The sequence below is a fragment of the Bradyrhizobium sp. P2_E8 genome, from assembly GCF_056403875.1.
This window is the reverse complement of the sequence record NZ_JBFUES010000707.1, coordinates 1-4,166: the sequence shown is the minus strand read 5'-3', so window position 1 is coordinate 4,166 and position 4,166 is coordinate 1. Positions and strand designations below refer to the sequence as shown.

Here is a 4,166-nt window from a genome sequence, read left to right as displayed (position 1 = left end):
GTCCCCGAGCGCGAGGAAGCGCTCGGTCATGGTGTCGTTGAGTGCACCGTCGCGCGCCAGATCCGCCGACAGGCTGTCGTCGAGCAGGTTCATCAGCCGCGCCTCTGGCCACGCCGTCGCGAACGCGGCCTCGATCGGGGCCATGGAATGCTTGAGAGCGTGGATGAGGGCGATGCGCATGGGATGTCTCTTCTCCCTCGCCCCGCTTGCGGGGCCGCGACGAGCTTCGCTCGCGCTGAGAGGGTGGGGTGAGGGGGATTCTTCGCGAGGACGGTGAGAGTTGGACTCGCGGAGACTCCCCCTCACCCGGATTGCTCCGGACGATRCTCTGCATCGCCGAGCGCAATCCGACCTCTCCCCGCATGCGGAGAGAGGTGAAGCACCGTCTACTTGAACGGCACGGCGTACATCAAGCCGCCCTTGTTCCAGAGGCCGTTGAGGCCGCGGTCGAGCTTGAGCGGGCTCGCCTTGCCGACATTGCGCTCGTAGATCTCGCCGTAATTGCCGGTGGCCTTGATCGCCGTGACCAGCCATTTGTTGTCGAGCCCCAGCCGCGAGCCGAGATCGCCGGAGGCCCCTAACAGCCGCTGGATCGCCGGCGTCTGCGACTTCGCCATCTCATCGACATTGGCCTGGGTAACGCCGAGCTCCTCGGCCTCGATCAGCCCGTAATGCAGCCAGGTGATGATGTCGCTCCAGACCTCGTCGCCGTTGCGGGTGAAGGGCCCGAGCGGCTCCTTGCTGATGGTCTGCGGCAGCACGACGTAGTCGGCCGGGTTGGGCGCTGCGGTCGTCACCGCGCCGGCAAGCGCGGAAGCGTCCTGGGTCATGGCATCGCAGCGGCCGCCGAAGAAGGTCTGGTACATGGTGTCGACGCGGTCGAACACCAGCGGCTTCCAGTCGATGCCGTTGGCGCGGCCGTAGTCGCCGAGCGTAACCTCGTGCGTGGTACCTTGCGCAACACAGACGGTGGCGCCCTTGAGATCCTTGATTTCCTTCACGCCAAGGTCCTTCTTCACGACAAAGCCCTGGCCGTCGTAGAAGTTGATCGGGCCCTGGCGCAGGCCCAGCGTCACGCCGCGCAAATAGGTCTGCGTCGAGTTGCGGTAGAGCACGTCGATCTCGCCCGATTGCAGCGCGGTGAAGCGATTCTGCGCCGTCAGCGAGACGTAACGCACCTTGCTGGCATCGCCCAGCACGCCGGCCGCGAGTGCGCGGCAATAGTCGACGTCGAGGCCCTTGTAATTGCCTTGCGAGTCCGGTGCCGAGAAACCGGCGAAGCCGGCGCTGACGCCGCACACCAGCGTGCCGCGACTCTTCACCGTGTCGAGCGTCGCCGCCTGCGCGACCACCGCCGACGCCGCGAGCACGCCCGCTACGATAACCACTTTCCTCATCATGCTACTCTCCCCTCAGTGATTGACACTACGCAACACGTTGTTGACCGCGGTGCCGAGCTTTTCGACGATCAGGTCGATCTCGTCGGCCGAAGCGATGTAGGGCGGCGCCAGCAGCACGTGGTCGCCGCGGACGCCGTCCACGGTGCCGCCGCCGGGATAGCAGCCGAGCCCGTTGGCGAACGCCTCCGCCTTGATCTTCTGGTTGAGCTTGAGCGCCGGATCGAACGAGGTGCGGCTGGCGCGATCGGCGACGAGCTCGATCGCCCAGAACAGGCCGCGTCCCCTGATATCGCCGACATGGCGGTGGTTGCCGAAGCGCTCGGTCAGTCGCTGCTCGAGCTGCCGGCCGCGCTCTTTCACGCGGTCGAGCAGACCGTCCTCGCGGATCACGTGCTGCACCGCGAGCGCGGCTGCGCAGGCGAGGGGGTGCGCCAGGTAGGTATGGCCATGCTGGAAGGCGCCCGAGCCGGCGCGGATGGTGTCGATGATCTTGCCGCTCGCGAGCATCGCGCCGATCGGCTGGTAGCCGCCGCCGAGCCCCTTTGCGATGGCCTGGATATCGGGCGCGACACCTTCCTGCTCCCAGGCATGCGTGGTGCCGGTCCGGCCCATGCCGCACATGACTTCGTCCAGGATGAGCAGCGCACCATGTCGGTCGCAGATTTCGCGCACTGCCTTGAAGTAACCGTCCGGCGCCGTCACCGCGCCGGCGGTGGCGCCGACGACGGGCTCGGCGAGGAACGCCGCAACGGTGTTGGGACCGAGCCGTTGGAACTCAGCTTCGAGCTCGGCTGCGAGCCGCGCCACGAACTGCGCATCCGACTCGCCGTCGTGTTTCTCGTGATAGGCAAAGGCGGGAGTCACATGGCTGAAGGCGGCCGAGAGCAGCGGCGCATAGGGCGCCCGGCGCCAGGCATTGCCGCCGGCGGCGAGCGCGCCGAGCGTATTGCCGTGATAGCTCTGCCGCCGCGCGATGAAATGCTGTCGCTGCGGCTCGCCACGCTCGATGAAATATTGCCGCGCGAGCTTGATGCTGGCCTCGATCGCCTCCGAGCCGCCACTGACAAAATAGGCATAGGCGAGACCGCCGGGCTCGTGCCCGACCAGCGTCTCCGCGAGCGCTTCCGCCGGCTCGGAGGAGAAGAAGGCGGTGTGGGCATAGGCCAGCGTCGAGGCCTGCTTCGCCATCGCTGCGATCACGCGCGGATGCTGGTGGCCGAGGCAGGAGACCGCCGCGCCGCCGGAGGCGTCGATGATGCGCCGCCCGTCCTCGGCGAAGAGATAGACGCCTTCGCCGCCGATCGCCTTGGGCGGCGTTTCGCGCAACGAGCGGTGCAGCACGCGGCTGGTGCGAGCGGCCATGGGTCAACCTTTCTCTGAGACGTAGGTGGAGGCCGCGGCGAGCCGGGCCTCGGTATTCTCCAGGCGCTTCTTCGCGGCCAGGCCGCCGAGCGAGAACGTCACCGCGGCAAGCGACTGCGCAATCGCGATCGCGCCGGTGAGGCTCGGGAAAAAGCCGGGAGAGGAGGCTGCTTCGAACAGCAGCACATGGTCGGCGCCCTCGGCCATCGGGGCCGACACGGTGTCGGCGATCGCAATCAGCGTCGCACCGGCGCGATAGGCGGCCTGCGCGACCCGGACGCTCGCGTGCGTGTAGGGCAGGAAGCCGATGACGATGACGGCTTCGCCGGGGCGGAAGGCCCCAATATCGAGGTCGTCGGGACCGGACGCGCCGACGAGTTGCACCTGTTCGGGGCGGAACAGTCGCAGTTCGTAGTTCAGGAGTTCCGCGACGCTGCGGCAGCTGCGATAGCCTGCGATCCAGATCCGCTTTGCGTCGTGCAGCGAGCGGGCCGCCTCTGCAATCGGCTGCGCCGGAATGCGCGGGAGGCCCGCGGCCTCGGCCTCGAGCTTGTCGGTAACGAGCGCGACATCGGCGTGCGGACCATGACGCCGGCTCTTGGCGCGGCCGGAGAAGGGCGAGGTCTGCAAGGGCCGCCGCGCCTCGGTCAGCGCCGCGCGCAACTCGTCCCAGCCGGAATAGCCGATGGCTTTTGCGAGCCGCGTGAAGGCGGCGGGATCGGCGCCGGCAACGGCTGCGAGATCGCGCATCGAGCGGGTGGTGGCGTCGTAATCATTGGCGGCGACGAAGCGCCCGACCTCCTGCAAGCGCATCGGGAGCGATGGCAATGCAATGCGCAGTTCGCTCAGCGGCGAGGATTTCGCGGGCTCGGCCATGAAACATTTGTTGCATGAATTGGAGTTTGGTGCAACAGTTGACGTGCGCCGCCGGAAATCGCTGGTTTTGAGAAGGATTTTTGCGCTGTGACATCAGATGGTCCGAGACCGCCGCCGCGCCGCCGTTTTTTCGGCGCGTTCGGACAACGGGAACTGAAAGGCCTGTTCTGGCAGATCCTGGTGGTCGGGATCGCGGTCGGGGTGATTGCCTTCCTCTGGTCCAACACTGTCACCAACCTGTCGGCCCGCCGCATCACCACTGGCTTTGCCTTTCTCGGCCGCGAAGCGGGCATGCCGATTGCCGACAGCCTGCTCGCCTATAATCCCCGAGACACCTACCTCTGGGCCTTCGTCGTCGGGATCGCCAACACTCTGCGTGTCGCGGTGATCGGCATCGTGCTTGCGACCATCCTGGGGACGCTGATCGGGATCTCGCGGTTATCGGCCAACTGGCTGTTGTCGCGGCTCGCCGCCGTCTATGTCGAAACGCTCCGCGACATCCCGCTGCTGCTTCAACTCCTGTTCTGG

The 4,166-nt window shown here is 66.9% G+C and carries 4 protein-coding genes and 1 pseudogene; 1 reads left to right on the top strand and 4 read right to left on the bottom strand.

The features are described from left to right. From AC1D00_RS30030 to AC1D00_RS30015, 4 genes and pseudogenes are all read right to left on the bottom strand, one after another. A pseudogene (locus AC1D00_RS30030) lies at nt 1-180 on the bottom strand (arylsulfatase); the annotation flags it as partial. Nucleotides 181-386: 206 nt separating this feature from the next. Beyond that, nucleotides 387-1,400, bottom strand: a complete 1,014-nt coding sequence (locus AC1D00_RS30025) for an amino acid ABC transporter substrate-binding protein (RefSeq protein ID WP_135172400.1) — start codon at nt 1,398-1,400, stop codon at nt 387-389. A 12-nt stretch (nt 1,401-1,412) separates the two neighbouring features. Continuing rightward, on the bottom strand, nt 1,413-2,762 hold the full coding sequence (locus AC1D00_RS30020) for an aspartate aminotransferase family protein (RefSeq protein WP_477013161.1): 1,350 nt from the start codon (nt 2,760-2,762) through the stop codon (nt 1,413-1,415). Nucleotides 2,763-2,765: 3 nt separating this feature from the next. After that, nucleotides 2,766-3,638, bottom strand: a complete 873-nt coding sequence (locus AC1D00_RS30015) for a MurR/RpiR family transcriptional regulator (protein WP_477013160.1) — start codon at nt 3,636-3,638, stop codon at nt 2,766-2,768. Between the two features lie 87 nt (nt 3,639-3,725). Here AC1D00_RS30015 and AC1D00_RS30010 point away from each other — a divergent pair. Continuing rightward, nucleotides 3,726-4,166, top strand: a 441-nt coding sequence (locus AC1D00_RS30010; RefSeq protein WP_477013159.1) for an ABC transporter permease subunit, incomplete at its 3' end; no start/stop codon positions are given.

Excerpts from the sequence above, each read along its gene's own strand:
- AC1D00_RS30025 (WP_135172400.1), bottom strand. The coding sequence starts at position 1,400 with ATGATGAGGAAAGTGGTTATCGTAGCGGGCGTGCTCGCGGCGTCGGCG.
- AC1D00_RS30020 (WP_477013161.1), bottom strand. The coding sequence starts at position 2,762 with ATGGCCGCTCGCACCAGCCGCGTGCTGCACCGCTCGTTGCGCGAAACG.
- AC1D00_RS30015 (WP_477013160.1), bottom strand. The coding sequence starts at position 3,638 with ATGGCCGAGCCCGCGAAATCCTCGCCGCTGAGCGAACTGCGCATTGCA.